This is a genomic window from Mycobacterium sp. Root265 (assembly GCF_001428895.1).
Taxonomy (GTDB): Bacteria; Actinomycetota; Actinomycetes; order Mycobacteriales; family Mycobacteriaceae; genus Mycobacterium.
Map to the genome: position 1 here is coordinate 196,687 of NZ_LMJA01000001.1, position 26,132 is coordinate 222,818.

A 26,132-nucleotide genomic window follows, 5' to 3' on the forward strand; every position below is an offset into this window, starting at 1 on the left:
CGACCATGACAACGACATCCGTCGACCGCGCACTGGATCTGGAGGGGATTGCCCGTATCCGGGCCGATTTCCCCATCCTGAACCGGGTGATGCGCGGCGGGTGTCAGTTGGCATATCTGGATTCCGGTGCGACATCGCAGAAACCGCTGGCGGTGCTGGATGCCGAGCGGGCGTTCCTGACCACCTCCAACGGTGCGGTGCACCGCGGTGCACACCAGTTGATGGAGGAATCCACCGACGCCTACGAGCAGGGCCGTGCGGACATCGCGGCCTTCGTCGGCGCGGATGTCGACGAGCTGGTGTTCACCAAGAACGCCACCGAGGCGATCAACCTGGTGGCCTACGCGCTGGGGGACAACCGCTTCGAGGGTGCGGTCGGTCCCGGTGACGTCATCGTCACCACCGAACTGGAGCATCACGCCAACCTGGTGCCGTGGCAGGAACTGGCGCGGCGCACCGGCGCCACACTCAAGTGGTACGGCGTCACCGAGGACGGGCGCATCGACCTGGATTCGCTCGAGCTCGACGAGCGGGTCAAGATCGTGGCGTTCACCCATCATTCGAACGTGACCGGCGCACTGGCGCCGGTGGACGAACTGGTGGCCCGGGCCAAGGCGGTCGGCGCGCTCACCCTGCTGGACGCCTGCCAGTCGGTGCCGCACCAGCCGATCGACTTCCACGCTCTCGGAGTCGATTTCGCCGCGTTCTCCGGGCACAAGATGCTCGGCCCGACGGGGATCGGCGCGCTCTACGGCCGGCGTGAGCTGCTGAACGCGCTGCCGCCGTTCATCACGGGTGGGTCCATGATCGAGACCGTCACCATGGAGGCGACGACCTTCGCGCCCGCACCGCAGCGATTCGAAGCGGGTACTCCGATGACCTCGCAGGTGGTCGGACTGGCCGCGGCCGCACGGTATCTGAGTGCGATCGGCATGCCCGCCGTGCAGGCCCACGAGCAGACGCTGGTGGCTGCCGCGCTGGCCGGGCTCGCCGAGGTGCCGCAGGTCCGGATCATCGGCCCGCAGACCACCGAGCGGCGTGCCTCCCCGGTGAGCTTCGTGCTCGACGGTGTGCACGCCCACGATGTCGGCCAGGTGCTCGATGACGAGGGCGTCGCGGTGCGGGTCGGCCATCACTGCGCGGCCCCGCTGCACCGCCGGTTCGGCATCAGCGCCACCGCACGTGCGTCCTTCGCGGTGTACAACACGCTCGACGAGGTGGACCGGTTGGTGGCCGGGGTGAAGAGAGCCGTGGAGTTCTTCGCCCGATGAGAATGGAACAGATGTACCAGGAAGTGATCCTGGACCATTACAAGCACCCGCATCACCGCGGGCTGCGGGAGCCGTTCGGCGCCGAGGTGCACCACGTCAATCCCACCTGCGGTGACGAGGTGACCCTGCGGGTGGCGCTGTCCGCCGACGGCGAGACGGTCGAGGACATCTCCTATGACGGCCAGGGCTGTTCGATCAGCCAGGCCGCCACCTCGGTGCTCACCGACCAGGTCATCGGGCAGAGTGTCGGCGATGCGCTCAAGACGGTGGCGGCGTTCACCGAGATGATCTCCTCGCGTGGGAACGTTGAGGGGGATGAGGATGTCATCGGCGACGGTATTGCCTTCGCCGGTGTGGCGAAGTACCCCGCGCGGGTGAAATGTGCCCTGCTCGGCTGGACGGCCTTCAAGGCTGCTCTGGCCGAGGCCAGCCATGATGTGGAGGACAAACGATGAGCGACACCGTCAATACCGATCCCGCGAATGAGGAACTGCTCGCCGATGTCGAGGAGGCCATGCGTGACGTGGTGGACCCCGAACTCGGCATCAACGTCGTCGACCTCGGCCTGGTGTACGGCATGAACCTGGAAGAGGGCGAGGCGGGCACCGTCGCGCTCATCGATATGACGCTCACGTCGGCGGCCTGCCCGCTCACCGACGTGATCGAGGACCAGACCCGCACCGCGCTGATCGGTGCCGGCCTGGTCAACGAGATCAAGCTGAACTGGGTGTGGAACCCGCCGTGGGGTCCGGACAAGATCACCGACGACGGCCGCGAGCAGCTGCGCGCGCTCGGTTTCACCGTCTGATAGGTCCTTCCTTCGGCCGGCGTCGTGGTGCCGGCATTCCCGGCTGACCCGATTCGGGTTATCGGCCGTCAGTGGCGCTGTGCGCAAATGTCGCTCTTTGCGTTTTCAGCAAATTGCCGTCTCACGACGCCATTTAAGCGCTGCACGGTAAACCGCGACTTCAGGGTGGGCAGTTCGGTGAATTGAGGTTCACCGACGCGCGATCCGTTACGACTTGCATTTCGTGCCGCGATATCGCCATTAAGGTATTGAATTCAATTGCTCACGTCCTTTGCATTTCTTGACATTGCAATATGTTGATTTAGCTCGCCAACTCGATCAGTCTCGATTACTGTTCGAGCTGCATCGGTGATCCGGTGTGGGATTCATCAAATATATACTGGTTCAAACGATTCCAAGGCGGCATCGCGGGTTCCCGTGAACGTCGCCTGCTGTATGCGGCACGTCGGGTGTCAGGTCGAGTTTGCGCAGTCCTCTGGTTATTGGGTCAGTTGTATTTGCCTGCGCGTATTCGTCGACCCCGCACGGTCCGTCTATTTGTCTGTCGGCTGCCGTAACGGATCGAATGGGGTGACGGATATGACCGCCTATCGGTACTGGCTGGGGACCGGAATCATGGCGGCCGGCCTCGGTGCCGCCGTCGCATCCGGTCAGGGTCTGGCCCTTGCCGCGGCCGATGACGCGACATCGTCTGCCTCCTCGGGAACCACGACGCCGGACCGCCCGTCGGTCACCGGTGCTCCCCAGCGTGTGCGGACCGGGCCGGCGGCGCGCACACCGCGAGAAGTCCGGCGGCCCATCACAAGTCGCCGCAGCGCCCGCACCGCCGAGATCGCCCCCACCGGACCCCGCACGGTCGCGGTGGAAGCGGTGGTACCGGACGACGCCTCACCCGCCGACGGCCAGCCGGGCGCGGTGCCGTCGGCCCCGGGGGTGGCCACACCCGGCGCCGACGAGTTCGACCGGCGTCGCACCTTCGCCGAGACCCGCCCACCGCGTCCGGAGCGCCGGAGCCAGACGGCCGTCTCCGAGGCGGACGAACAACCCGCGGTGACTCCCGCGGCGGCGGCGAGCCTGACGGCTGTGACCGCGCCGACGGCGGCCTTGCCGGCACAGGCGACAGTCGCTGCGGCCAAACCGGTGACGATCGGCAGCGTCCTCAAGGGCATCCTGTCGCGTGTCGGCGTCAGGTTCACGCTGCCCAAGGGGATGCAGAATTGGTGGCGCGATGTCCGGCAGCGCATCTTCGGGATCCCCGCGAAACCGGTGGTGGTACCGCCGACCGGTCCGGTGACCCCGAACCCCGGGGGAACGCCGCCCACATCCAGTGGCCCGGTGCTGCTGTGGGAGACCAACTTCACCGATATCGCCGAGGCGATGCAGGCCTGGTCGACGCAGACCGGCCGATGGGGCCAGTCCGCGGGGGAGAACCAGTTCTACACGCCCGATTTCTCCAATGTGTCCATCGACGCCAACGGCCACCTGGTCATCGAGGTCCGCCGGGAGACCGCCCCCGACGGTGCGCCGGCGCCGCACAACTACACCTCGGCGCGGGTGGTCACCTACGGCAAGCAGTCGGTGGAACCGCCGGTGCGCATCGTCGCCCGCCTGCAGATGCCCTACACCCAGGGCACCCTGCCGGCGTTCTGGATGGTCGGCCTGGAACCCGGTCACGAGTTCGACTGGCCGCGTCAGGGTGAGATCGACATCGTCGAATACCCGGGTTTCCGGGATGACGAGGGGCGCACCAAGTGGACGGGCAACATCCACGGCCCGGCGGCTGCGGACAACACCGTCGACGTCAAACTGCACACCGTCGGAGCAGACCTGGGCGTCGATCTGTCCGCCGGCTTCCACGACTACGGCATCGACTGGTATCCGGACCGCATCATCTGGCATGTGGACGGCGTCGAGACGGGACGGGTCACCAAGGCGCAGTACGAGGCGCTCGGCGGTGACTGGACGCCGTTCTCCGGGGCCTGGTCGCACTATCTGATCCTGAACACCGCGGTGGGCAATCCGTGGACCGGCGATCCGGATTCGGCCTCGCAGTTCCCGCAGGCCATGAGGGTGGACTGGGTCCGGGTCTACTCGTTGGCCGGTGTCGGTTAGTCCCGGGGACATACTGGGAATCTGTAGAGCAGCCGAGACGTTAGGAAGAACGTGACTACACAGGACATCACCGCAGCTGAATTCAAGGCGATCGTCGACGACAACGACATCGTCCTCGTCGACTTCTGGGCGTCGTGGTGCGGTCCCTGTCGTGCCTTCGCGCCGACGTTCGGCGCGTCCGCGGACAAGCATCCCGACGTCGTGCACGCCAAGGTCGACACCGAGGCCGAGCCGGAGTTGGCTCAGGCCGCCGAGATCCAGGCGATCCCGACGCTGATGGCGTTCAAGAAGGGCCATCAGGTGTTCCGCCAGTCCGGTGCGCTGGGCCCCGCGCAGCTCGAAGAACTGATCACCAAGATCAAGGAGTTCGACATCGAGGCGGCCGTCGCGTCGCAGGAGAACTGACCCGCGCGCTAACGTGCTCGGCGTGGCTGAGCACAGCGAGTTCGTCGTCGTCGACCGTCCCGAGCCCGGCGTGGCGTTGGTCACCCTGAACCGGCCCGAACGGATGAACTCCATGGCGTTCGACGTCATGGTTCCACTGCGGGCGGTGATCGGCGATCTGCACCATGACAACGAGGTGCGGGTCGTGGTGCTGACCGGCGCCGGCCGCGGGTTCTCCTCGGGTGCCGACCACAAATCGGCGGGTTCGGTGCCGCACGTGGGGGGCCTGACCCGGCCGTCGTTCGCGCTGCGCTCCATGGAGGTCCTCGACGACGTCATCCTCGGCCTGCGCCGGCTCCATCAGCCGGTGATCGCCGCCGTCAACGGTGCGGCCATCGGTGGCGGGCTGTGCCTGGCCCTGGCCTGCGATATCCGCGTCGCCGCAGCTGGAGCGTATTTTCGTGCGGCAGGCATCAACAACGGACTGACCGCCAGCGAGCTGGGCCTGTCCTATCTGCTGCCCCGCGCGATCGGTGCGTCGCGCGCCTTCGAGATCATGCTCACCGGCCGCGACGTCGATGCGATCGAGGCCGAGCGCATCGGGCTGGTCTCCAGCGTGGCCCCCGAGGACGAGCTGTTGTCGCGGTGCCTGGAGATGGCCAGGGGCATCGCGGCGTTCTCCCGGCCGGGAGTCGAATTGACCAAACGCACGCTGTGGAGTGGACTGGACGCCGGTAGCCTGGAGGGCCATATGCAGGCCGAGGGCCTCGGTCAGCTCTACGTGCGTCTACTCACCGCCAACTTTGAAGAAGCGGTCGCTGCGCGCAAAGATAAGCGGTCGCCGGTCTTTTCTGACGACCGGGGTACCGACGGCAAGTAGTCAACATGAGGAGGTAGTTGCGTGATCACCGCAACGGACCTGGAGGTCCGCGCCGGGGCGCGCACACTGCTGTCCATCGAGGGCTCCGCGCTGCGGATCCAGCCCGGTGACCGGATCGGCCTGGTGGGCCGCAACGGCGCGGGCAAGACCACCACGATGCGCATCCTGGCCGGCGAGGGCGAGCCCTACGCCGGCTCGGTGGACACCATCGGTGACATCGGCTACCTGCCGCAGGACCCGCGTGAGGGCGACCTCGACGTGCTGGCCCGCGACCGGGTGCTCTCCGCGCGGGGGCTGGACACCCTGCTGTCGGATCTGGAGAAACAACAGACGCTGATGGCCGAGGTCGCCGATGACGCCGCCCGCGACAAGGCGGTGCGCCGCTACGGCGAGCTGGAGGAGCGGTTCTCCGCACTCGGCGGGTACGCCGCCGAGAGCGAGGCCGGCCGCATCTGTGCCAGCCTGGGGCTGCCGGACCGCGTGCTGACCCAGCCGCTGCGCACCCTGTCCGGTGGTCAGCGCCGCCGGGTGGAACTGTCGCGCATCCTGTTCGCCGCCAGCGACACGGGATCCGGTTCGGCCACCACCCTGCTGCTCGACGAGCCGACCAACCACCTCGACGCCGATTCGATCGGGTGGTTGCGCTCATTCCTGCAGAACCACACCGGTGGGCTGGTGGTGATCAGCCACGATGTCGAGCTGCTCGCCGATGTCGTGAACCGGGTCTGGTTCCTGGACGCGGTGCGCGGTGAGGCCGACGTCTACAACATGGGCTGGCAGAAGTACCTCGACGCCCGCGCCACCGATGAGCAACGCCGCCGCCGGGAGCGCGCCAACGCCGAGAAGAAGGCCTCCGCGCTGCGCACCCAGGCCGCCAAGATGGGCGCCAAGGCCACCAAAGCCGTTGCGGCCCAGAACATGTTGCGCCGTGCGGAGCGGATGATCGCCGAACTCGACGCTGAGCGGGTGGCCGACAAGGTCGCCCGGATCAAGTTTCCCACCCCGGCGCCGTGCGGAAAGACCCCGCTGGTGGCCAAGGGGCTGACCAAAACCTACGGTTCGCTGGAGATCTTCACCGGGGTCGACCTGGCGATCGACCGGGGCTCGCGGGTTGTGGTGCTCGGACTCAACGGCGCCGGCAAGACCACCCTGTTGCGCTTGCTGGCCGGAACCGAATCCGCGGACGCGGGGGCACTGGAGCCGGGGCACGGACTCAAGATCGGGTACTTCGCCCAGGAGCACGACACCTTGGAGAACGACGCCACCGTCTGGGAGAACATCCGGCATGCGGCCCCCGACACCGGGGAGCAGGATCTGCGAGGTCTGTTGGGCGCGTTCATGTTCACCGGCCCTCAGCTCGACCAACCGGCGGGCACCCTGTCCGGCGGTGAGAAGACCCGTCTGGCGCTGGCGGGATTGGTGGCGTCAACTGCCAACGTGTTGCTGCTCGACGAACCCACCAACAACCTGGATCCGGCCTCACGCGAGCAGGTGCTCGACGCGTTGCGCAGTTACCAGGGCGCGGTGGTGCTGGTGACCCACGACCCGGGCGCCGCCGAGGCGCTGGATCCGCAGCGGGTGGTGTTGCTGCCCGACGGCACAGAGGATTTCTGGTCCACCGAGTACCGGGATCTCATCGAGCTGGCATAGGGCTGGCTGCAAGACAATTCGCGCGTTCCTCCACGCGGTGTTTGCTCGGTTCCTAGTCTGGGTATCCGCGACGTTGCACCGGGAAGTGGGGAGATGTCGATGAATGAAACCAGTAGGTCCCGTGAGCAGATCTTGACCGAGCTGCGCAGCGCTTACGAGCGGGGGGCCAGTATCAGGTCATTGGTGGCCGAGACCGGTCGATCGTATGGGTCTGTGCACAGCATGTTGCGCGAATCGGGAACCAGAATGCGCAGTCGCGGTGGGCCGAACCACCGTCGCGCCAGTTAGCTGCCGCCGGCGGGGTGTCGCACCGAAGCCTCGACGAGGTCCAGTACCGCGCTGAGGTTTTCGGTGTCCTCGCCCGAGGCAAGCCGCGCCACCAGACCATCGAGGACCAGATCCAGATAGGTCTGCAGCACAGCGCCCGGCACATCATCCCGCAGGCGGCCGGCCTGCTTTTGTTTGCGCAGGCGTTCGGTGGTCGCCGCCGACAACTCGGCCGAACGCTCCGCCCAACCCTGATGGAACGCAGGGTCATTGCGCAGTTTGCGGGCGATTTCCAGCCGCGTGACCAACCAGTCGAACTGGTCGGGCGCGGCCAGCAGGTCACGCATCACCTGGATCAGACCTTCGCGGGCGGCGACGTCCGCCATCCGCTCGGCATCCTCGCGGGCCAGTTCGAAGAACAGCGTGTCCTTGTCACGGAAGTGATGGAAGATGGCGCCGCGCGACAGCCCGATGGTGTGTTCGAGCCGCCGCACGGTCGCCTTCTCGTATCCGTACTCGGCGAAGCAGCGCCGGGCGCCGTCGAGGATCTGGCGGCGGCGGGCGGCCAGATGGTCGTCGGTTACCCGTGGCACGGTGTACCCGTTGCCCTTATGTCCCGAGTCCTGCCTTTGCCTAGTTCGCTTTGAGCATGTTGCGCAGCACGTACTGCAGGATGCCGCCGTTGCGGTAGTAGTCCGCCTCGCCGGGGGTGTCGATGCGCACCACGGCGTCGAACTCCACCTTGTTGCCGTCTTCCTTCGTGGCGGTCACCTTGACCGTCTTCGGCGTCTTGCCCTCGTTGAGCGCGGTGATCCCGGCGATGTCGAAGGTCTCGGTGCCGTCCAGCTTCAGCGAGGCCGCCGACTCACCGGCGGGGAACTGCAGCGGGATGACGCCCATACCGATCAGGTTCGACCGGTGGATGCGCTCGAAGGATTCGGTGATCACCGCACGCACACCCAGCAGGCTGGTGCCCTTGGCCGCCCAGTCCCGCGAGGAGCCCGATCCGTACTCCTTGCCGCCCAGCACCACCAGCGGGATGCCCGCGGCCTGGTAGTTCTCCGACGCGTCGTAGATGAACGCCTGCGGGCCACCCTCCTGGGTGAAGTCGCGGGTGTAGCCGCCCGACACATCGTCGAGCAGCTGATTCTTCAGCCGGATGTTGGCGAAGGTGCCGCGGATCATCACCTCGTGGTTGCCACGGCGTGAGCCCAGTGAGTTGTAGTCCTTGCGCTCCACGCCGTGCGAGTCCAGGTACTGCGCCGCCGGGGTGCCCGGCTTGATGGCACCGGCTGGGCTGATGTGGTCGGTGGTCACCGAATCACCCAGCAGGGCAAGAACTCTGGCGCCGGTGATGTCGTTGACCGGCTCCGGGTCGGCGGGCATGCCGTCGAAGTAGGGAGGCTTACGCACATAGGTGGACTTGTCGTCCCACTCGAAGGTGTTGCCCTCCGGTGTCGGCAGCGAACGCCAGCGCTCGTCACCCTTGAAGACATCGGCGTAGCTGTCGACGAACATCTTCCGGTCGATCGAGGAGGCGATGGTCTCCTCGATCTCGGCGGCGGTCGGCCAGATGTCCTTGAGGAAGACGTCGTTACCGTCGTGATCGGTGCCCAGCGGATCGGCCTCGAAGTCGAAGTCCATGGTGCCGGCGATGCCGTAGGCGATGACCAGTGGCGGCGAGGCCAGGTAGTTCATCTTCACGTCGGGGGAGATGCGGCCCTCGAAGTTGCGGTTGCCCGAGAGCACCGCGGTGACCGACAGGTCGTTCTCGTTGATCGCCGCCGAGATCTCATCGGGCAGCGGGCCGGTGTTGCCGATGCAGGTGGTGCAGCCGTAGCCACCGAGGAAGTAACCGAGCTTCTCCAGGTACGGCCACAGGCCGGCCTTGTTGTAGTAGTCGGTGACGACCTGCGAGCCGGGCGCCATGTTGGTCTTCACCCACGGCTTGGAGGTCAGACCCTTCTCGACGGCCTTCTTGGCCAGCAGCGCGGCGCCGATCATGACGGTGGGGTTCGAGGTGTTGGTGCAGGACGTGATGCCCGCGACGACGACGGCGCCGTGGTCGAGGACGAAGTCACCGCGCTCGGCGGAACTCACCTGCACCGGCTTGGACGGCCGGCCCTCGCTGCCGTTGGCAGCGGACGGCCGCGCATCGACGGCACCGTCGTCGGCGAAAGACAGTGACACCGAGTCGCTGGCGGGGAAGGACTCGTCGACCGCCTCGTCCAGCTTGGACTCGGGGGTGGGGTAGTTCTCTTCGACGTAGTTGTGGATGTCCTTGCGGAACGCGGTCTTGGCGTCGGTGAGCTCGATGCGGTCCTGCGGGCGCTTGGGGCCCGAGATGGACGGCACCACGGTGGACAGGTCCAGTTCGATGTACTCGGAGAAGACGGGCTCCTTCTCCGGGTCGTGCCACATGCCCTGCTCCTTGGCATAGGCCTCGACCAGCGCGAGCTGCTCATCGCTGCGGCCGGTGAGTCGCAGGTACTTGATCGTCTCTTCGTCGATCGGGAAAATGGCTGCGGTGGAACCGAATTCGGGGCTCATGTTGCCCAGGGTGGCGCGGTTGGCCAGCGGCACCTCGGCCACACCCTTGCCGTAGAACTCGACGAACTTGCCGACGACGCCGTGCTTGCGCAGCATGTCGGTGGCGGTCAGCACCACGTCGGTGGCGGTCACGCCGGGCTTGATCTCGCCGGTCAGTTTGAAACCGACCACGCGGGGGATGAGCATCGAGACGGGCTGGCCGAGCATGGCGGCCTCGGCCTCGATGCCGCCGACGCCCCAGCCCAGCACGCCCAGGCCGTTGACCATGGTGGTGTGGCTGTCGGTGCCGACGCAGGTGTCCGGGTAGGCCTTGCCGTTGCGGACCATGACGGTCGGCGCCAGGTACTCGATGTTGACCTGGTGCACGATGCCGGTGCCGGGCGGCACGACCTTGAAGTCATCGAAAGCACCCTGGCCCCAACGCAGGAACTGGTAGCGCTCACCGTTGCGCTCGTATTCGAGTTCGACGTTGCGCTCGAAGGCACCGGCGTTGCCGAATACGTCCAGGATCACCGAGTGGTCGATCACGAGTTCGGCGGGTGACAGCGGGTTCACCTTGTCCGGGTCGCCGCCGAGTGCGGCGACGGCCTCACGCATGGTGGCCAGGTCGACGACGCAGGGCACGCCGGTGAAGTCCTGCATCACCACACGGGCCGGGGTGAACTGGATCTCGATGCTCGGATCGGCGGAGGGATCCCAGTTGGCGATCGCCTCGATGTGTTCCTTGGTGATGTTGGCGCCATCTTCGGTGCGAAGCAGGTTCTCGGCCAGCACCTTGAGGCTGTAGGGAAGTTTCTCGGTTCCGGGGACCGCGTCGAGGCGGTAGATCTCATAACTGTTGTCCCCGACGGTCAGCGTGTCGCGGGCTCCAAACGAATTGACCGAATCTGTGCTGCTCACATCAACTCCCGGCTAGATCTTGCCGCGACGGGCTGTGTCGACGGCGTCAATGATCCTAACAGTACGCTTGTCCTGCAAGGCGCTGCGGGTCGGGTCCAGTCTTCTCCAGTTGCCCGCCCGGTGCGACCCGGATGGCCAGATCGTGGGATGTGCACGTAGATCACGCCGGAATCACTTCGCGGTGACGACCCGTGAGTCGGGTGCGGCCCTGCGGTTGGGGCGACGGTACGGTGCCTGTGTGACCGGACCGCACGAACTCCCGCACCTGCCGGGCTACATTCCGCCCGACGTGGACATGACTGTGGTCAAGGCGCAGGTCGGCGATGGCGGAGTGAGTGCGCCCGCGGGTACCGATATCGCCGCTCTGCGGCAGGTGGTCGCCGAGGCCGGCCAGGACGGCATCGACCTGAAGATCGTCGTCGTCGAGACCAACCCGCCCATCGACACTCCGCTGCGCGACATCGCCACCGAGGTGGGTACGGCCTACCCGGGATCGACGGTGCTGGCCGTCAGTCCGTCCTATGCGGGGACCTTCAGTCCGGTATTTGACCGGGTCACGCTGGAGGCCGGTCAGGATCTGGCGAAAACCGGGGATCCGGTGCAATCGTCGATGAATTTCGTGGCGGAGTTGCAGAGTCCCGACTTTCCCTGGATGCCGTTTACCATCGTGGTTGTTCTCGGCGTTGCGGTGGCGGCGGTATTCACACGCGTGCTGCAGGTTCGTGCCAAGCAAGCCGTTGCTGACGTGCCTCCCGTCGGACCTGCCGACTAATCGTCGAACATTTGATCGCGAATTCGAATATCACCATTCGATAACGCTCGATTCAATTACATTCATGTAATTTGTTACTAAAGTTTCTTTAGCGCGTGATGTGACGTACGGTGCAAACAGTGCTCGTGATGCAGGTGTGATTCCTGTGACTCATGGCACGCAAGTGATGTTGTGCCAACACCGTTCGCGTTGAGCCCTAGGAGACTTGAGTCGAATGAGACGCACCCCTGGCGCCTCCGCCTCCCGGAATTACGGGCGAGTCTGCGCGGTCCCGTTGTCGTTGGGGATCCTGTTCGCGAGCGTTGTCCCGAACGGCCCGATCACCGGGCCTGTCGCGATCGCCGAGCCGGTCGGTCCCGAGGGCGTGGCCGCCCTCGTCGCCGCCGTGGCCGATGCCAACCAGCGACTGCAGGACCTGGGCGCCTCCGTGCAGAGCCAGCAGGAGAGCGTCAACAAGGCGCTCGTCGGGGTGCAGGACGCCCGCGACGCCGCGCTCGCGGCACAGCAGCAGGTCGACGCGAGCCAGCGCAGCGTGGCCGATGCGAATGCGGCAATTGCCGACGCGCAGAAGCGGTTCGACACCTACGCGGTCGCCGCGTACGTCAACGGGCCCGCCGCCTCCTACCTCACCGCCAGCGACCCGGCCGACGCGCTGCGCACGGCGGCGGCCGGTCAGGCGATGGCCATCAGCTCGCAGCAGGTGATGTCCGATCTGCAGCGGGCCCGCACCGATCAGGTCAACCGGGAGTCCGCGGCCCGGCTGGCCAAGCAGGACGCCGACAACGCCGCTGCCGCCGCGCAATCGAGCCAGGACGCCGCGGTGGCCAGCCTGACCGAGGCGCAGAAGGTCTTCGGTTCGCAGCAGGCCGAGCTGGACCGGCTGAGCGCCGAACGCAGCGCGGCACAGGCGAAACTGGCCGCCGCGCGTCCGGCCCAGGCACCGGCCGCCGCGCCGGCGGCGGCAGCGCCGGGTGCCGGCGCGGCACCCGCGGCCACCCCCGCCGCCGCGGACTGGGACCGCAAGCCCGGAGCGGCGCCCGGAGCGCAGTCCAGCCAGTGGGACCTGACCCTGCCCGCGATCCCGAGTGCGTTCGTCAGCGGTGACCCCATCGCGATCATCAACGCGATCCTCGGCATCATGCAGACCTCGGCCCAGTTGACCGCGAACATGGGCCGCACCTTCCTGCAGAAGCTCGGCATCCTGCCCACCCCAACCGGATTCACCAACGGTGCGATCCCGCGGGTACACGGCCAGGCGGCCTCGGAGTTCGTCATCAAACGCGCCATGTCGCAGATCGGTGTGCCCTACTCGTGGGGCGGCGGAAATGCGGCAGGCAAGAGCAACGGCATCGATTCGGGCTCCGGCACAGTCGGTTTCGACTGCTCGGGGCTGGTGCTCTACGCCTTCGCCGGGGTGGGCATCAAGTTGCCGCACTACTCGGGATCGCAGTACGACATGGGCCGCAAGATCCCGACATCGCAGATGCGCCGCGGCGATGTGCTGTTCTGGGGGCCGGGAGGCAGCCAGCACGTGGCCATCTACCTCGGCAACAACCAGATGCTGGAGGCCCCCTACACCGGCTCGCACGTGAAGGTCTCGCCGGTGCGCACCAGCGGTATGACCCCGCACGCCGTCCGCTACATCGAGTATTAAAAACGTTGGGATTTCTGTGTTCGTGAAGGCTTCCAGGAACTTTCGAAACTCACGCCTCAGCAGGCTGCTGGCCACGCTGACCGTCGTGGCGGCGATTGCGCTCGGTGCCGCGGTGCCGGCAGCCGCGGCTCCCGGGGAATGGGATCCGACTCTGCCCGCCCACCCGAGTTCGGGTGCGCCCGGCGACCCGGTCGCGATCGCGAACGCCTCGTTCCAGGTGAGCAAGATCGCCCTGGAGACCACGCAGAGCCTGGGCTCGAAGTTCCTGCAGAGCATCGGGTTGGCGCCCACACCGGCCGCGGGCGGACTGCCCACCGGCGCCCGGGTGCGCGGTCCGGCCGCCATCGAATACGTCATCCGGCGCGGCGGGTCCCAGATCGGGGTGCCCTACTCGTGGGGCGGCGGCACCCTGACCGGCCCCGGCCCCGGCGTGGACTATGACGCCGGGAAGATGGGCTACGACTGCTCGGGCTTCACCCGGTACGCCTTCGCCGGCGTCGGCGTGCAGATCCCGAAGTACTCCGGCGACCAGTACAACACCGGCCGCGCGATCGCGCCGTCTCAGGCCAAGCGCGGCGACCTCATCTTCTGGGGCCCCGGCGGCAGCCAGCACGTGGCCATCTATCTGGGCGGCGGGAAGATGCTGGAGGCCTCCGGCAGCGCCGAAAAGGTGACCGTCAGCCCGTTGCGCACCGCCGGGATGTCACCGCACCTGGTTCGTATCATCGAGTCCTGACGCCCCGCCGCACGGGCGGGCGACGTCGACGGATTCCGAACTGCCTGGAATAGTTGACGGCGGACGCCCCGCCGCCTCGGTGGACGTCGGCGAATACCAGCGAGTTTGTATCGAACGACCGTGGGAGGAAGCTAGATGACGTCACCGAGTGGGCCGCCGCAGGGCGCCGGAGGCTACGCAGGCCCGGCCCCGACGCAGGGTTACCCGCCCGGCACGCAGAGCGCACCGCCCGCCAATGCGAACCTGCAGAACGAGGTCCACACCCTTGAGCGGGCCCTCTTCGAGGTCAAGCGCATCATCGTCGGGCAGGATCAGCTGCTCGAACGCATGCTGGTCGGTCTGCTCGCCAAGGGCCACGTCCTGCTCGAAGGTGTGCCCGGTGTGGCCAAAACCCTCGCCGTGGAGACCTTCGCCAAGGTGGTCGGCGGCACCTTCGCCCGCATTCAGTTCACCCCCGACCTGGTGCCCACCGACATCGTCGGTACCCGCATCTACCGGCAGGGCCAGGAGGCGTTCGACATCGAACTCGGCCCCGTCGTCGTCAACTTCCTGCTCGCCGACGAGATCAACCGCGCCCCGGCCAAGGTGCAGTCCGCGCTGCTGGAGGTCATGGCCGAGCGCAAGATCTCCATCGGCGGCAAGACATTCCCGCTGCCGTCCCCGTTCCTGGTGATGGCCACCCAGAACCCGATCGAGCAGGAGGGCGTGTACCAGCTGCCCGAGGCGCAGCGCGACCGCTTCCTGTTCAAGCTCAACGTCGACTACCCGTCGCCGGAGGAAGAGCGCGAGATCATCTACCGGATGGGCGTGAAACCGCCTGAGCCCAAGCAGATCCTGAACACCGGGGATCTGCTGCGCCTGCAGGAGGTCGCGGCGAACAACTTCGTGCACCACGCGCTGGTCGACTACGTGGTGCGCATCGTCACCGCGACCCGCGAACCGGAGAAGTTCGGTATGCCCGACGCCAAGTCCTGGATCGCCTACGGCGCGTCACCGCGTGCCTCGCTGGGCATCATCGCCGCCTCCCGCGCCCTGGCGCTGGTGCGCGGGCGTGACTACGTCGTCCCGCAGGATGTCGTCGAGGTCATCCCGGACGTGCTGCGTCACCGTCTGGTGCTCACCTACGACGCGCTGGCCGACGAGGTCTCCGCGGAGACGGTGATCAACCGGATCATGCAGACCGTCGGTCTGCCGCAGGTGAATGCGATTCCGCAGCAGGGTCATTCGGCGCCTCCCGGGGTGCCTGCCGCCGCGGCGGCCGGCGGTCGGTGACCAGCACCGGCGGTCGCGCGGTCGACCTGCCCTCGCTCAAGCGTGGTGAGATCCGCGACCCTGCACTGACCGCGGCGCTGCGCAAGCTCGAGCTGACAGTGCGCCGCAAGCTCGACGGGGTGTTGCATGGCGATCACCTCGGCCTGATCCCCGGTCCGGGGTCGGAGCCGGGGGAGTCGCGGATGTACCAGCCCGGCGACGATGTGCGCCGGATGGACTGGTCGGTGACCGCGCGGACCACCCACCCACACGTGCGGCAGATGATCGCCGACCGCGAGCTGGAAACCTGGTTGGTGGTCGACGTCTCGGCCAGTCTGGACTTCGGGACCACCGGGTGCGAGAAGCGCGATCTGGCGGTGGCTGCGGCCGCGGCCATCACGTTCCTCAACAGCGGCGGCGGCAACCGGATCGGTGCGTTGATCTCCAACGGTGACACGCTGCGGCGGGTCCCGGCGCTCTCGGGCCGGCTGCACGAGCAGGAACTCCTTCGTGCCATCGCCACCACGCCGCAGGCACCGCCCGGGGTGCGTGGTGACCTGGCCGCCACCATCGACGCACTGCGCCGTCCCGAACGCCGGCGCGGCATGGCCGTCGTCATCAGCGACTTCCTCGGCCCGATCGACTGGATGCGGCCCCTGCGGGCCATCGCCGCGCGGCACGAGGTGCTCGGCATCGAGATCATCGACCCGCGGGATGTGGAACTGCCCGATATCGGTGATGTGATCCTGCAGGACACCGAGACCGGGGTCACCCGCGAGTTCACCATCGACGAGAAGTTGCGCGACGATTTCGCGCGCGCCTCCGCGGCACACCGCGCCGAGGTCGCCCGTACCCTGCGGCGCTGTGGCGCGCCGCTGCTGACCCTGCGTACCGACCGGGACTGGATCGCCGATGTGGTCCGTTTCGTGGCCAACCGACGCCGGGGCGCCCTGGCCGGTGGCCGGTAGCGAGACTACGAGACTGAAATGACAAGCTGCACATGACTTTGCCGTTGCTCGGACCGATGAGCCTGTCGGGCTTCGAACACAAGTGGTTCTTCCTGTTCCTGCTGGCTGTACTGGGACTGGTCGGCCTCTACATCGTGGTCCAGCGGGCACGCGAGAAGCGGATCCTGCGCTTCGCCAACATGGAGCTGCTGGAGACCGTCGCGCCCAAGCAGCCCACCCGGTGGCGCCATCTGCCGGCGATCCTGCTGGTGTCCGCGCTGGTGCTGTTGACCGTGGCGATGGCCGGGCCGACCAACGATGTGCGGATCCCGCGCAACCGGGCCGTGGTGATGCTCGTCATCGACGTCTCGCAGTCGATGCGGGCCACCGATGTCGCCCCGAGCCGGCTGGTCGCCGCCCAGGAGGCCGCCAAGCAGTTCGCCGATCAGCTGACCCCGGGTATCAATCTCGGACTGATCGCCTACGCCGGCACCGCCACCGTGCTGGTCTCGCCGACCACCAACCGCGAGGCCACCAAGAACGGCATCGACAAGCTGCAGCTGGCCGATCGCACCGCCACCGGTGAAGGCATCTTCACCGCGCTGCAGGCGATCGCCACCGTCGGTGCGGTGATCGGCGGCGGCGACGAACCGCCGCCGGCGCGGGTGGTGCTGATGTCCGACGGTAAGGAAACCGTGCCGTCGAATCCGGACAACCCCAAGGGCGCCTACACCGCCGCCCGCACCGCCAAGGACCAGGGCGTGCCCATCTCGACGGTGTCCTTCGGCACCCCGTACGGCTACGTGGAGATCAACGACCAGCGCCAGCCGGTGCCCGTCGACGACGAGATGCTCAAGAAGATCGCCGACCTCTCCGGCGGCGAGGCCTTCACCGCATCCAGCCTCGAACAGCTCAAGGCGGTCTTCAGTTCGCTGCAGCAGCAGATCGGCTACGAGACCATCAAGGGCGACGCCAGCGTCGGCTGGCTGCGGCTCGGTGCGCTGGTGCTGGCGTTGGCCGCCCTGGCGGCGCTGCTGATCAACCGTCGCCTGCCGGGCTAGTACCGGGCGGTGCCGGCCTGCAGTGGCGGATACTCACCGCTCGCCGCACCGTCGATCGTGGTGCCCGCGAACTGCAGGGCCATCCGCAGCGAGTCCTCGATGGCGGGGTGGTGGGTCATCGCGAAGGCCGACACCTCATCGAGGCGGCGCACCTGATCGGCGCGCAACTGCACGTCCAGCCCGGCCAGATTGCCCTCCAGGTGGGCCAGCCGCCGGGCGCCGACGATCGGGATCACCGTGCCCGGCCGCGACCGTAGCCAGGCCAGCGCCACCGCCGCGGCGGTGGTGTCGAGCTCCTCTGCGACGGCGGTGACGGTGTCGATGACGTCGTACTCGGCATCGCTGGGTGCGCCCACGTAGGCGGCCCGCGCGGAATCACCGACGTCCAGGCCGCGCCGGTACTTGCCGGACAGGAAACCGTTGCGCAGCGGGCTCCAGCTCACCAGCGCGAGGTCCTGGTCCAGTGCCAGCGGCACCGCCTCACCCTCCACATCGCGGGCCAGCAGCGAGTATTCGAGTTGCAGCGCGATCAGCGGGGTCCAGGATTTCAGTACCGCCATCGTCTGGGCCTGCGCGGTGACCCAGGACGGGATGTTGGAGAACCCGAGGTAGCGGATCTTGCCGTCGCGCACCAGGTCGTCGAGGGCGCGCATGGTCTCCTCGATCGGGGTGTGCCGGTCCCAGTTGTGCAGCCAGTAGAGGTCGATGTGGTCGGTGCGAAGCCGGCGCAGGCTCTGTTCGAGCTGGCCGATGATCGAGCGTCGACCGGCGCCCCCGCCGTTCGGATCGCCGGGAGACATGTTGGTGAAGAACTTGGTGGCCAGGACCACACGATCGCGCCGCTGCGGGCGATGGTGGAAGTAGTCGCCGAGGATCTTCTCCGAGTGCCCGTTGGTGTAGAAGTTCGCGGTGTCCACGAAGTTCCCGCCGCGATCGAGGTAGGCGTCCAGGATGGTCTCCGATTCGGCGACGCTGCAGCCGGCGCCGCCGGCGTCTTCCCCGAAGGTCATGGCCCCCAGTGCAAATGGGCTGACGCGCAGGCCGGAACGGCCGAGGGTGAGGTAGTTGTCCAGTGTCATGGTGGTCTCCTTGGAGATGTTCGGATGTACCACTCCCATGCAACCGTCCGGGCGTTTGGCGGGGTAGACCGATCCTGCCGCGCTCTTGCCTGATCCTGCTGTCTTTGACACCATCGGGCTGTGTCAGACAGTCCGCTGGTCGAATTGGAAGCGCTCATCACTGCGCACGCCCGGCCGGATATGACCACGGCGATCGACGGCCTGCTGGTGTCCAGCGTGACCGACACGTCGCCGGAGTACTCACTGACCGAACCGCTGCTCGTGGTGATGGTGCGGGGCGGCAAGCGCCTGCTGCTGGGGGACCGGGTCGTCGAGTACCGGGGCGGGGAGATCCTGGTGGTCACCGCGCAACTGCCGGTCAGCGGACATTTCATCGATTGCGGTGCGCAGGCACCGGCGCTGGCGGTCGGATTGGTGCTGCGGGCGCCGGCCATCGCGGAGCTGCTGTTGCACGAGACCAGCGCGCCCCGGCGGTCCGGCACGCAGACCGCCATGGCGACCGGCTGCGCCGATCCGGAGCTGCTCGATGCGGTGCTGCGGATGGTGCGGCTGCTCGAGCACCCCGCCGACGCCGCCGTGCTGGGCCCGCTGATCGAGCAGGAGATCCTGTGGCGGCTGCTGCGCGGGCCACACGCCGGCGTGGTGGCCCAGATCGGTTCGGCGGGAAGCGGATTGACCTATATCAACCGGACGATTCGCTGGATCCGGGAGAACTATGCCGAGCCGTTGCGCATCGCCGACCTCGCCGCGATGGCCGGGATGAGTCCGTCCGCGTACCACCGGAATTTTCGCGCCGTCACCGAGATGAGCCCACTGCAGTTCCAGAAGCGCATCCGCCTGCAGGAGGCCCGGGCGCTGCTGGTCGCGCAACCCGGCGACATCGCCGGTGTCGGGCACCTCGTCGGGTACGACAGCCCCACCCAGTTCAGCCGGGAGTACCGCAGGATGTTCGGCGCGCCACCCGGTCGTGACGCGGCGCGGCTGAACGCCACTCACGGCGTGAGCGCCGTCCATCTTCCGTGAACTCGGCGCACATCCGGGTGGACACGGCGGCGATGCGATTTCGGGACCGCGCCGGTCAGACGATAAGTTGGCGGTCATGAGTGATACTGCCGCCACGGAAAGTGCCGCCGCAGCGCCCGTTGGCCGTCCGCCCTTCGTGTCCCGTTCGGTGCTGGTCACCGGTGGAAACCGGGGGATCGGTCTGGCCATCGCGCAGCGACTGGCCGCCGACGGGCACAAGGTCGCGGTGACCCACCGCGGCTCCGGTGCACCCGAAGGACTGTTCGGCGTCGTCTGTGACGTCACCGACAGCGCGGCCGTCGACCGTGCCTTCAAAGAGGTCGAGGAGCACCAGGGCCCGGTCGAGGTGCTGGTGTCCAACGCCGGTATTTCGCAGGACGCGTTCCTCATCCGGATGACCGAGGAGCGCTTCGAGAACGTCATCAACGCCAACCTCACCGGCGCGTTCCGGGTGGCCCAGCGGGCCTCGCGCAGCATGCAGCGCAAGCGTTTCGGCCGGATCATCTTCATCGGCTCGGTCTCGGGTATGTGGGGTATCGGCAACCAGGCCAACTACGCCGCCGCCAAGGCCGGTCTGATCGGCATGGCGCGGTCCATCTCACGTGAGCTGTCCAAGGCCGGTGTCACCGCGAACGTCGTCGCCCCCGGCTACATCGACACCGAGATGACCCGGGCGCTGGACGAGCGCATCCAGGAGGGTGCGCTGGAATTCATCCCCGCCAAGCGGGTCGGCACCGGCGAGGAAGTGGCCGGAGCGGTCAGCTTCCTTGCTTCCGAAGACGCAAGCTACATCGCCGGCGCGGTCATCCCTGTGGATGGCGGCATGGGCATGGGCCACTAGAAGAGATAAGGACTTACCAATGACTGGCTTTCTCGAAGGCAAACGCATCCTGGTCACCGGGATCATCACCGACAGTTCGATCGCGTTCCACATCGCCAAGCAGGCTCAGGAGGCCGGCGCGGAACTGGTGCTGACCGGATTCGACCGGATGAAGCTGATCCAGCGCATCGCCGACCGGCTGCCCAACCCGGCACCGCTGCTCGAGCTCGATGTGCAGAATTCCGAACACCTCGACTCGCTGGCCGGCCGCGTCACCGAGGTGATCGGCGAGGGCAACAAGCTCGACGGCGTGGTGCACTCCATCGGGTTCATGCCGCAGACCGGCATGGGTGTCAACCCGTTCTTCGACGCGCCTTACGAGGACGTCGCCAAGGGCATTCACATCTCGGCGTACTCCTATGCCTCGCTGGCCAAGGCGACCCTTCCGGTGCTCAACAGCGGCGGCAGCATCGTCGGCATGGACTTCGACCCCACCCGGGCGATGCCGGCCTACAACTGGATGACGGTCGCCAAGAGCGCGCTGGAGTCGGTGAACCGCTTCGTTGCCCGTGAAGCCGGACCGTTCGGGGTGCGCTCCAATCTCGTTGCCGCCGGGCCCATCCGGACGTTGGCCATGAGCGCCATCGTCGGCGGCGCGCTGGGTGCCGAGGCCGGCGATCAGATGCGTCTGCTCGAAGAGGGCTGGGATCAGCGCGCACCGGTCGGCTGGAACATGAAGGATCCGACCCCGGTCGCCAAGACGGTCTGCGCGCTGCTGTCGGACTGGCTGCCCGCCACCACCGGCACCATCATCTACGCCGACGGCGGCGCCCACACCCAGCTGCTGTAGCGGGGTCGGACGTGGAGTTTGATGCCCTGCTGCTGCTCTCCTTCGGAGGGCCGGAGGGCCCCGAGCAGGTGATGCCCTTTCTGGAGAACGTCACCCGGGGCCGGGGTATCCCGCGTGAGCGTCTGGAGGCGGTGGCCGAGCACTATCTGCACTTCGGCGGGGTCTCGCCCATCAACGGGATCAACCGCGCGCTCATCGAGCAGATCGAGGCGGTCACCGACCTGCCGGTGTACTTCGGCAACCGCAACTGGGAACCTTACGTCGAGGACACCGTTGCGACCATGCGCGACAACGGTGTTCGGCGTGCTGCGGTGTTCTCCACCTCGGCCTGGGGCGGCTACTCCGGGTGCGCGCAGTATCAGGAGGACATCACCAGAGCGCGTGCCGCGGTGGGCGAGTCGGCACCGGAACTGGTGAAGTTGCGCCAGTACTTCGACCACCCGCTGTTCGTGCGGATGTTCGCCGACGCCATTTCCGATGCCGCAGCGACACTTCCGGAGGACCTGCGCGCCGGGGCGCGACTGGTGTTCACCGCACACTCGATACCGCTGCGCGCCGCATCACGGTGCGGCACCGACCTCTACGAGCGTCAGGTCCGCTACGCATCGCAACTGGTGGCCGCCGCGGCCGGCTATCAGGATTTCGACGTCGTCTGGCAGTCCCGGTCCGGTCCACCGCAGGTGCCCTGGCTGGAACCCGATGTGGGCGATCATCTCGAGATCCTCGTCGGGCAGGGAATCAAGGCCGTCATCGCGTGTCCGATCGGATTCGTCGCCGACCACATCGAGGTGGTGTGGGACCTCGACAACGAACTCGCCGAACAGGCCGAGGCCGCCGGGGTTGCACTGGCACGGGCCAGCACGCCGAACGCCCAACGCCGTTTCGCCGAGCTGGTCGTCGGGCTGATCGACGAGCTCCGCCTGGGTGGCGAGCCGGCCAGAGTCGCAGGGCCGCAACCAGTTCCGGGTTACGGCAGCAGTGTGGACGGGGCCTTCTGCACGCCGGCCTGTGAGCCGGTCAGCGCTCCCAGGCCGAGTACATGATCGCGCTGATGGCGGCGAGCCTGGCGGTGCGCACCACCGAGGCCAACGGCCGCAGGGTGTCCGAGGCGATGCGTATCTCCGAACTGGTCTGAAGCCCGATCGGCATCAGTCCGGAGCTGGCGGTGATGATCGCGTCCACATGGGCCGCGTTCTCCAGCACCCGCAGCGCGCGTTCCGGCGCGTGATCGGGCACCCGGTGCAATCGGGTTGCCTCCAGCAGCTGCTCGACCATGCCGCGCGGATCGTCGATGTCGGCGGCGCCGATGCCGGCGCTCAACGCGCCGAGGGCGTCGGCGGCCGAGCGCACCGCCGACCGCAACGTGTACTCGGCATCACCGAGATCGCTGTGCTCGACGACAGCCGCGGTCCCGGCCGAATAGACCGTCCACGCCAGCGATACCGGGTCCGGCTCGAAATCCGGGTCGTCGACGTCCTCGTAGATGTACTCGGGCACCATGCCGACCGAGCGGCGGGGATCCTGGCCGACGAGGATCGCCTCACCCATGGTGATGGCGTCGCGCTGGAACTGAGTGTCCGGCGGCAGCCCGCGGACATCGCCGGGGACCGGCAGCACCAGCGTCAGCGGCGGCGCCCCCTGCGGCGGCCCGGCGGCGGTCCGCATCGTCTGCAGCAGTGACATGGTTCCGGCGTGGTGCAGGTCCGGCCACGGCAGGCCGGTGGAGCCCGCCGCCACCGAATCGTAGGCGGTGACGGAATGCTTTGGCGCCCACTGGGATAGCGCGTCGAGCACATCGTCGGGCGCGGCGACGCCCGCAAGCCAGGCGTTGACCCAGACCGTCAGCGAAGCGCTCGGACACCACATAGTTCTGGCAGTGTAGTTGTCGGTCGCAGATACGGCCGGATTCGCTACGCTGACACACATGCCCGCATGGATATGGCTGGTCGCAGCGCTGGGACTGGCAGGCGCCGAAGCTCTGACCGGTGACCTGTTCCTCCTGATGCTCAGCGGTGGCGCGCTGGCCGCCGCCGGCGCGGGTTTCGTGTTCGACTGGCCGATCTGGGCGGACGGCGCCGTGTTCCTGGTCGTCTCGTTGCTGTTGCTCGTCGTGGTGCGGCCCGTGCTGCGTAAGCGGATGGAGTCGAACACCGGCCTGCTGGATCCGGCCAAGGCGCTGGAGGGCAAGGGCGCGCTGGTGCTCTCCCAGGTGTCCCAGCACGACGGCCAGGTGAAACTTGACGGCGAAGTGTGGACGGCGCGGCCCCTCAACGACAACGATGTGTTCGAACCGGGTGACCGGGTGACCGTCGTGCACATCGACGGTGCCACCGCGGTGGTCTACCGGGGCATCTGAGCAACAGCAGTCGAAACTGGATCTGGAGGGGAGTCGTCATGGACGGTGCGTTCGTAGGTCTCGTACTGCTTGTGGTCTTTGTGATTTTTGCCGTGGTGGTGGTCGCCAAATCGGTGGCGCTCATCCCGCAGGCCGAGGCCGCGGTGATCGAGCGCCTCGGCCGCTACAGCAAGACGGTGTCCGGACAGCTGACACTGCTGCTGCCGTTCGTGGACAAGATCCGGGCCCGGGTGGACCTGCGGGAGCGGGTGGTGTCCTTCCCGCCGCAGCCGGTGATCACCGAGGACAACCTGACGGTCAACATCGACACCGTCGTCTACTTCCAGGTCACCGACCCGGCCAAGGCGGTCTACCAGATCAGCAACTACATCGTCGGCGTCGAGCAGCTGGCCACCACCACGCTGCGTAACGTCGTCGGCGGGATGACGCTGGAGCAGACCCTGACCTCACGCGATTCCATCAATGGACAGCTGCGCGGGGTGCTCGACGAGGCCACCGGCCGGTGGGGCCTGCGGGTGGCCCGGGTCGAGCTGCGCAGCATCGACCCGCCGCCGTCCATCCAGGACTCGATGGAAAAGCAGATGCGCGCCGACCGGGAGAAGCGCGCCATGATCCTGACCGCCGAGGGCAGCCGGGAAGCCGCGATCAAGGCGGCCGAGGGGCAGAAGCAGGCACAGATCCTGTCGGCCGAAGGCGCCAAGCAGGCGGCGATCTTGGCCGCCGAGGCCGACCGGCAGTCCCGCATGCTGCGCGCGCAGGGTGAACGCGCCGCCGCATACCTGCAGGCGCAGGGCCAGGCCAAGGCCATCGAGAAGACCTTCGCGGCGATCAAGAACGGCCGTCCCACCCCGGAGATGCTGGCCTACCAGTACCTGCAGACGCTGCCGTTGATGGCCAAGGGCGAGGCCAACAAGGTGTGGCTGGTGCCCAGTGATTTCGGATCCGCGCTGCAGGGTTTCACCAAGCTGCTCGGGGCGCCGGGGGAGGACGGTGTGTTCCGGTACACCCCGTCGCCGGCAGACGACTCACCCAAGTCCGCTGAGGACGACGCCGAAGAGGTCGCGGACTGGTTCAACACCCAAACCGACCCGGAGATCGCCCGGGCGGTGGCCCTGGCCGAGGCGGAGGCGCGAAAGTCCGTGCCGCCGCTGGGCTCGGCGCCTTCCGAACCCCTGGAGGCGCCCACCCAGACGCAGGCGCTGGGCGGTGCTCCGGTGCCTCCGCCGGGGGCTCCCGGCAGCCACCGCGCCCCGTAACACCGGCACCCCGGTACGCGATACACCACCTGGTTGCGTGCGCGATGCCTGAGATTTCCCTGATTGATTGACGGCGTCGAACATTTTTCCTGCCGGTAGGACTTATTGCATGGTCTAATGGCATATTGGTGATTTGCTGACCGTGGACCGGGCCTTTTGCCGGTGCGAGGACGAAATGGCGACGTTATGACGGGGACGCTGTGAGCAGGGCGGGCGTGCGGAGCGCGGTGGGCGCCGGTGTGCTGTCCACCATGCTTTTGGTCGGTGGTCCCACGGCCGTGGCGCTTGCCGACACCGATTCCGGCGGCACGTCGGGTTCCACGGGTACCTCCGGGCAGGGCGAGAGCTCCGGCACCACGGGCGGTACCGCGAAATCCGGCAACGACCTCGGTGCCGGTCTGCGCGCATCATTGCGGCAGTCGCTCACCAGCGTGCGCAGCACGATCGGCCCGTGGACGGCCCAGCGCCCCCAGCCCGGCTTCGGTGGCCGTCCGCGTACCACCCTCCCGACCATTCCGGACTCCTCCGCCACCCCGACCGAGCTCGAGCTCACCGCGCCCGAGACCGTCGTCACCGATCCCGAGGTGGTCGCGCCCGAGCAGCAGCCCGCCGTTGCACCGGCGAGCACCCCGCTGGCCAACAACTCCAGCACCCCCAAGCCCAAGCCGGCCGGCCCGCCGCCGGCCCGGCCGGTGTCGGTCAAGGCCCCGCTGTCCTACGACAAGCTGCCCGACGTCGCCCACACCGTCGGTAACACCGTGGCCTCGGTGCTCAATGCGACCCACCAGACGGTGGCTGCGGTCCCCGCGTTGCTCGTCGGGCTGCCCGGTTCGACCACGCCGGTCTCCGATGTCATCACCACCATCGAGTTCATGCTCACCTCGGTGAGCACCTCGGTCGGCACCATCGTGGCGCTGCCCGGTGAGCTGGGCGCCCTGATGGGCGTCAGCACCCCGCCGGTCGCCACCATCGGCATCGACCCGGAGGCCAGGCCGACCAACGCACTGTCCGGTCCGATCGATCTGCCCGGGCTGCTGCTGCCGCACACCCCGGCCATCGCGCTCGGTGCGGGTGTCGCGGCACCCGCACCCGCGGCGCCCGTGCTGTCCCCGGTCACCCCGGTCAGTGTCCAGCGGATGGCCCCGATCACCACGGCGTCGCTGGGTGTCAGTGGTCTGACGGCCTCGGGCGCACCCGAGACGTTCCTCGACCGTGCGGTCAGCACGCTGCTGGTGCCGATCTCCATCGCGACGCTGGCGGCGGTGGCCCTCCCCGGTGTCGGCGGGCTGCTGGTGATCTGCGCGCTCGGCATCCGGATCGGCTACCGCCAGGCCAAGGCCGGCTGGGCGATCCGCGTGGCGGGCATTGCACGCTTCGCCGGTTCGGGCCCGATGGGCGTGGTGCGCTCCGGCTCGATGATCACGCTGCACTCCAAACGCCCAGCAGCGGCCCGGAGGGCCGGTCAGCTGCGCCTGGTGGACAGCTCCTTGGAACAGGCCGCCTGA

General features: G+C 67.6%; 25 protein-coding genes. 21 read left to right on the plus strand and 4 right to left on the minus strand.

The features are described from left to right. Positions 1-5 precede the first annotated feature (5 nt). The 8 genes from ASE48_RS00880 (at position 6) to ASE48_RS33275 (ending at position 7,393) form a co-directional block, all read left to right on the plus strand. Positions 6-1,271, plus strand: a complete 1,266-nt coding sequence (locus ASE48_RS00880; RefSeq protein ID WP_057165116.1) for a cysteine desulfurase — start codon at positions 6-8, stop codon at positions 1,269-1,271. Further along, positions 1,268-1,726, plus strand: a complete 459-nt coding sequence (gene sufU / locus ASE48_RS00885; RefSeq protein ID WP_057165117.1) for a Fe-S cluster assembly sulfur transfer protein SufU — start codon at positions 1,268-1,270, stop codon at positions 1,724-1,726. Before ASE48_RS00880 ends, sufU begins: the two co-directional genes overlap by 4 nt. Then, positions 1,723-2,079, plus strand: a complete 357-nt coding sequence (locus ASE48_RS00890) for a metal-sulfur cluster assembly factor (protein ID WP_057165118.1) — start codon at positions 1,723-1,725, stop codon at positions 2,077-2,079. Before sufU ends, ASE48_RS00890 begins: the two co-directional genes overlap by 4 nt. A gap of 579 nt (positions 2,080-2,658) precedes the next feature. Further along, complete coding sequence (locus ASE48_RS33270; protein ID WP_235570580.1) at positions 2,659-4,191, plus strand: glycoside hydrolase family 16 protein; 1,533 nt, start codon at positions 2,659-2,661, stop codon at positions 4,189-4,191. 51 nt (positions 4,192-4,242) lie between these two features. Continuing rightward, positions 4,243-4,596, plus strand: a complete 354-nt coding sequence (gene trxA / locus ASE48_RS00900) for a thioredoxin (RefSeq protein WP_057165119.1) — start codon at positions 4,243-4,245, stop codon at positions 4,594-4,596. Between the two features lie 13 nt (positions 4,597-4,609). After that, positions 4,610-5,455 (plus strand): enoyl-CoA hydratase, encoded by an 846-nt coding sequence (locus ASE48_RS00905; protein WP_057165120.1) that lies wholly within the window; start codon positions 4,610-4,612, stop codon positions 5,453-5,455. Between the two features lie 21 nt (positions 5,456-5,476). After that, positions 5,477-7,105: an ABC-F family ATP-binding cassette domain-containing protein gene (locus ASE48_RS00910; protein WP_057165121.1), complete on the plus strand. Its 1,629-nt coding sequence runs from the start codon at positions 5,477-5,479 to the stop codon at positions 7,103-7,105. Positions 7,106-7,204: 99 nt separating this feature from the next. Beyond that, complete coding sequence (locus tag ASE48_RS33275; RefSeq protein WP_082613960.1) at positions 7,205-7,393, plus strand: helix-turn-helix domain-containing protein; 189 nt, start codon at positions 7,205-7,207, stop codon at positions 7,391-7,393. On the opposite strand, the gene ASE48_RS00915 is transcribed toward ASE48_RS33275, so the two are convergent. Next, positions 7,390-7,965, minus strand: coding sequence for a TetR/AcrR family transcriptional regulator (locus ASE48_RS00915; RefSeq protein WP_057165122.1), 576 nt, complete (start codon positions 7,963-7,965; stop codon positions 7,390-7,392). The two genes, ASE48_RS33275 and ASE48_RS00915, sit on opposite strands and share 4 nt — an antisense overlap. Positions 7,966-8,005: 40 nt before the next feature. Beyond that, positions 8,006-10,822 (minus strand): aconitate hydratase AcnA, encoded by a 2,817-nt coding sequence (acnA, locus tag ASE48_RS00920; protein ID WP_057165123.1) that lies wholly within the window; start codon positions 10,820-10,822, stop codon positions 8,006-8,008. A gap of 238 nt (positions 10,823-11,060) precedes the next feature. On the opposite strand from acnA, the gene ASE48_RS00925 reads away from it, so the two are divergent. The 6 genes from ASE48_RS00925 to ASE48_RS00950 all read left to right on the plus strand — a co-directional run bounded on the left by ASE48_RS00925 (position 11,061) and on the right by ASE48_RS00950 (position 17,243). Further along, a complete protein-coding gene (locus tag ASE48_RS00925) occupies positions 11,061-11,594 on the plus strand; it encodes an Rv1476 family membrane protein (RefSeq protein ID WP_057165558.1) in 534 nt (177 codons plus the stop codon). Between the two features lie 214 nt (positions 11,595-11,808). Further along, positions 11,809-13,248, plus strand: a complete 1,440-nt coding sequence (gene ripA, locus ASE48_RS00930; protein ID WP_057165124.1) for an NlpC/P60 family peptidoglycan endopeptidase RipA — start codon at positions 11,809-11,811, stop codon at positions 13,246-13,248. Between the two features lie 85 nt (positions 13,249-13,333). Next, positions 13,334-13,984, plus strand: a complete 651-nt coding sequence (ripB, locus tag ASE48_RS00935; protein ID WP_235570581.1) for an NlpC/P60 family peptidoglycan endopeptidase RipB — start codon at positions 13,334-13,336, stop codon at positions 13,982-13,984. Positions 13,985-14,119: 135 nt separating this feature from the next. Then, positions 14,120-15,256 carry a chaperone MoxR1 gene (gene moxR1, locus ASE48_RS00940; RefSeq protein ID WP_057165125.1) on the plus strand — a complete coding sequence of 379 codons (1,137 nt, stop codon included), beginning with the start codon at positions 14,120-14,122 and terminating at the stop codon, positions 15,254-15,256. After that, complete coding sequence (locus ASE48_RS00945) at positions 15,253-16,203, plus strand: DUF58 domain-containing protein (protein ID WP_057165126.1); 951 nt, start codon at positions 15,253-15,255, stop codon at positions 16,201-16,203. Before moxR1 ends, ASE48_RS00945 begins: the two co-directional genes overlap by 4 nt. A 32-nt stretch (positions 16,204-16,235) precedes the next feature. Next, on the plus strand, positions 16,236-17,243 hold the full coding sequence (locus ASE48_RS00950; protein WP_057165127.1) for a VWA domain-containing protein: 1,008 nt from the start codon (positions 16,236-16,238) through the stop codon (positions 17,241-17,243). On the opposite strand, the gene ASE48_RS00955 is transcribed toward ASE48_RS00950, so the two are convergent. Further along, a complete protein-coding gene (locus ASE48_RS00955; RefSeq protein ID WP_057165560.1) occupies positions 17,240-18,322 on the minus strand; it encodes an aldo/keto reductase in 1,083 nt (360 codons plus the stop codon). The two genes, ASE48_RS00950 and ASE48_RS00955, sit on opposite strands and share 4 nt — an antisense overlap. Before the next feature lie 120 nt (positions 18,323-18,442). On the opposite strand from ASE48_RS00955, the gene ASE48_RS00960 reads away from it, so the two are divergent. The 4 genes from ASE48_RS00960 (at position 18,443) to ASE48_RS00975 (ending at position 22,058) form a co-directional block, all read left to right on the plus strand. Next, entirely contained in the window at positions 18,443-19,345 is a 903-nt protein-coding gene (locus tag ASE48_RS00960) for an AraC family transcriptional regulator (RefSeq protein WP_057165128.1), read from the plus strand. Positions 19,346-19,421: 76 nt separating this feature from the next. Further along, a complete protein-coding gene (gene fabG1 / locus ASE48_RS00965) occupies positions 19,422-20,186 on the plus strand; it encodes a 3-oxoacyl-ACP reductase FabG1 (RefSeq protein WP_057165129.1) in 765 nt (254 codons plus the stop codon). A 19-nt stretch (positions 20,187-20,205) separates the two neighbouring features. Next, on the plus strand, positions 20,206-21,015 hold the full coding sequence (gene inhA / locus ASE48_RS00970) for an NADH-dependent enoyl-ACP reductase InhA (protein WP_057165130.1): 810 nt from the start codon (positions 20,206-20,208) through the stop codon (positions 21,013-21,015). 11 nt (positions 21,016-21,026) lie between these two features. After that, complete coding sequence (locus tag ASE48_RS00975; protein ID WP_057165131.1) at positions 21,027-22,058, plus strand: ferrochelatase; 1,032 nt, start codon at positions 21,027-21,029, stop codon at positions 22,056-22,058. On the opposite strand, the gene ASE48_RS00980 is transcribed toward ASE48_RS00975, so the two are convergent. Then, on the minus strand, positions 22,033-22,881 hold the full coding sequence (locus tag ASE48_RS00980) for a hypothetical protein (RefSeq protein WP_057165132.1): 849 nt from the start codon (positions 22,879-22,881) through the stop codon (positions 22,033-22,035). The genes ASE48_RS00975 and ASE48_RS00980 overlap by 26 nt on opposite strands. 58 nt (positions 22,882-22,939) lie before the next feature. Between ASE48_RS00980 and ASE48_RS00985 the strand changes: the two genes are divergently transcribed. From ASE48_RS00985 to ASE48_RS00995, 3 genes are all read left to right on the plus strand, one after another. After that, positions 22,940-23,371, plus strand: coding sequence for an NfeD family protein (locus ASE48_RS00985; RefSeq protein ID WP_057165133.1), 432 nt, complete (start codon positions 22,940-22,942; stop codon positions 23,369-23,371). Between the two features lie 38 nt (positions 23,372-23,409). Then, positions 23,410-24,627, plus strand: a complete 1,218-nt coding sequence (locus tag ASE48_RS00990) for an SPFH domain-containing protein (protein WP_057165134.1) — start codon at positions 23,410-23,412, stop codon at positions 24,625-24,627. Positions 24,628-24,827: 200 nt separating this feature from the next. Next, positions 24,828-26,132 carry a hypothetical protein gene (locus ASE48_RS00995; protein WP_156408992.1) on the plus strand — a complete coding sequence of 435 codons (1,305 nt, stop codon included), beginning with the start codon at positions 24,828-24,830 and terminating at the stop codon, positions 26,130-26,132.

Excerpts from the sequence above, each read along its gene's own strand:
- ASE48_RS00880 (WP_057165116.1), top strand. The coding sequence starts at position 6 with ATGACAACGACATCCGTCGACCGCGCACTGGATCTGGAGGGGATTGCC.
- sufU (WP_057165117.1), top strand. The coding sequence starts at position 1,268 with ATGAGAATGGAACAGATGTACCAGGAAGTGATCCTGGACCATTACAAG.
- ASE48_RS00890 (WP_057165118.1), top strand. The coding sequence starts at position 1,723 with ATGAGCGACACCGTCAATACCGATCCCGCGAATGAGGAACTGCTCGCC.
- ASE48_RS33270 (WP_235570580.1), top strand. The coding sequence starts at position 2,659 with ATGACCGCCTATCGGTACTGGCTGGGGACCGGAATCATGGCGGCCGGC.
- ASE48_RS33275 (WP_082613960.1), top strand. The coding sequence starts at position 7,205 with ATGAATGAAACCAGTAGGTCCCGTGAGCAGATCTTGACCGAGCTGCGC.
- ripA (WP_057165124.1), top strand. The coding sequence starts at position 11,809 with ATGAGACGCACCCCTGGCGCCTCCGCCTCCCGGAATTACGGGCGAGTC.
- moxR1 (WP_057165125.1), top strand. The coding sequence starts at position 14,120 with ATGACGTCACCGAGTGGGCCGCCGCAGGGCGCCGGAGGCTACGCAGGC.
- ASE48_RS00950 (WP_057165127.1), top strand. The coding sequence starts at position 16,236 with ATGACTTTGCCGTTGCTCGGACCGATGAGCCTGTCGGGCTTCGAACAC.
- ASE48_RS00955 (WP_057165560.1), bottom strand. The coding sequence starts at position 18,322 with ATGACACTGGACAACTACCTCACCCTCGGCCGTTCCGGCCTGCGCGTC.
- fabG1 (WP_057165129.1), top strand. The coding sequence starts at position 19,422 with ATGAGTGATACTGCCGCCACGGAAAGTGCCGCCGCAGCGCCCGTTGGC.
- inhA (WP_057165130.1), top strand. The coding sequence starts at position 20,206 with ATGACTGGCTTTCTCGAAGGCAAACGCATCCTGGTCACCGGGATCATC.
- ASE48_RS00980 (WP_057165132.1), bottom strand. The coding sequence starts at position 22,881 with ATGTGGTGTCCGAGCGCTTCGCTGACGGTCTGGGTCAACGCCTGGCTT.
- ASE48_RS00985 (WP_057165133.1), top strand. The coding sequence starts at position 22,940 with ATGCCCGCATGGATATGGCTGGTCGCAGCGCTGGGACTGGCAGGCGCC.
- ASE48_RS00990 (WP_057165134.1), top strand. The coding sequence starts at position 23,410 with ATGGACGGTGCGTTCGTAGGTCTCGTACTGCTTGTGGTCTTTGTGATT.